The sequence below is a fragment of the Stutzerimonas stutzeri SDM-LAC genome, from assembly GCF_000235745.1.
Lineage (GTDB): Bacteria > Pseudomonadota > Gammaproteobacteria > Pseudomonadales > Pseudomonadaceae > Stutzerimonas > Stutzerimonas stutzeri_H.
In genome coordinates this window covers 1-1,390 of the sequence record NZ_AGSX01000124.1, presented here as the reverse complement: position 1 = coordinate 1,390, position 1,390 = coordinate 1, and the positions used below count along the sequence as shown (strand labels likewise).

Sequence of the window (1,390 nt, the reverse complement as noted above, 5' to 3'; positions counted from 1 at the left end):
TCCCCGCGAAAGCCTGTAAGCCAGCCTCATGATCGGAAGGCGGCAGCCTTGCACGCTGCAGATGACGCTGGAGTGCTGAAAAGCTCGCGGTCAACCCCGCTCCCACAAAAGCCTAGCCCGGCGTACTGCCCACAAAAGCCCAGCGCTCCCACAAAAGCTTAGTCCAGCAGCCACTACTCCCACAGAAGCTCAGCGCGCCGTCATTGGCCACCCGTGGGAGCGGTCTTGACCGCGAATGCCGGCTGCAAGCTGGCGCTTGTCACAGAACACCCAGGTCGTGTCCCTTCTCCGAGCTTGATTCAGCGTTGCGCTGAACTTCCGGCCTGCTGCACGGGCCTCAATGGGACAGGACGCGTCATTACCGAACGGAGGCTCCAGACCAGAAGGGGACAACGCATGTCAGACCATCACACGTACAAGAAGATTGAAATCGTCGGTTCTTCACGCAACAGCGTCGATGAAGCGATTCAGAACGGCATCGCCGAAGCCAGCAGCAAGCTGCAGAACGTCGAGTGGTTCGAAGTCGGTGAGATTCGCGGCCATGTCGAGAACGGCAAGGTTGGCCACTTTCAGGTCACCATGAAGGTCGGCTTCCGTCTCGCCAACAGCTGATCTGCTACCCAGGCGGCCCGGCAGCGGCTGTTCAGTCAGCTGCCTGGGAGGCCTGTTCGCCGCGCCGCGTCAGGCGTGGTCCGTCGGCACGTGGCTGCGGCTGCGTTCGTAACGCCGGAGCAACGGCTGAGTGCTCAGGCCGTGCACGACAATGCTCAACGCCACGACCGATATCACCAGCGGAACGAGTGCCTCGACCTCTTCGGGCAACAGGCCGTGGGTCACGGCGTAGCTCAGGTAGTACAGGCTGCCGATTCCCCGAATGCCGAACCAGCCGACAGTCAGGCGCTGGGTACGGTCCAGGTAGCGGCGAGGCATTAGCAGCCACACGCTCAGTGGCCGGATCACCACGAACAGCGCCAGCGCCAGGGGCACCGCGCGCCAGTCCCAGTGCACCGAGACCAATACGCCGAGAATGGTCACCAGCAACACTTCGAGACTGCGTTCCAGTTGCCCACCAAAGGCCAGGATATCGCCGACCATCACAGCCGCCGCGACCTTGGGTTCAGCGATCTTATGACCCTCAAGCGGTAGCTCGCGTGGCGTCATGCCGCCCTCGGTCAAATGCGGCACGGCATGGGCGATCAACTCCTCGGACGGCGTTTCCGACTCGTCCGCGGCATCCTTCTCCGCATGGCGCAAACCCAGGCCGGCTGCAAACACCGCCAGAAAGCCCCAGGCACCGATCAGCTCGGCGCCGACGTAAGCCAACGCGATCAACGCGAGCGCCAGCGAGTCGTTCGGCGACATGGACGTATCGGCCTCGCGCGCGCGCAGG

General features: G+C 63.2%; 2 protein-coding genes. One reads left to right on the top strand and one right to left on the bottom strand.

What is annotated here, in order from left to right; all coding sequences use genetic code 11:
• Positions 1-396: 396 nt before the first annotated feature.
• Positions 397-612, top strand: coding sequence for a dodecin (locus tag PSTU_RS0112820; protein WP_019341430.1), 216 nt, complete (start codon positions 397-399; stop codon positions 610-612).
• Positions 613-681: 69 nt separating this feature from the next.
• On the opposite strand, the gene PSTU_RS0112815 is transcribed toward PSTU_RS0112820, so the two are convergent.
• The coding region (locus PSTU_RS0112815; RefSeq protein WP_019341429.1) for a cation:proton antiporter at positions 682-1,390 on the bottom strand (709 nt) is incomplete at its 5' end.

What these genes read in the sequence shown, in the direction of transcription:
- PSTU_RS0112820 (WP_019341430.1), top strand. Translation starts at nt 397, where the DNA reads ATGTCAGACCATCACACGTACAAGAAGATTGAAATCGTCGGTTCTTCA.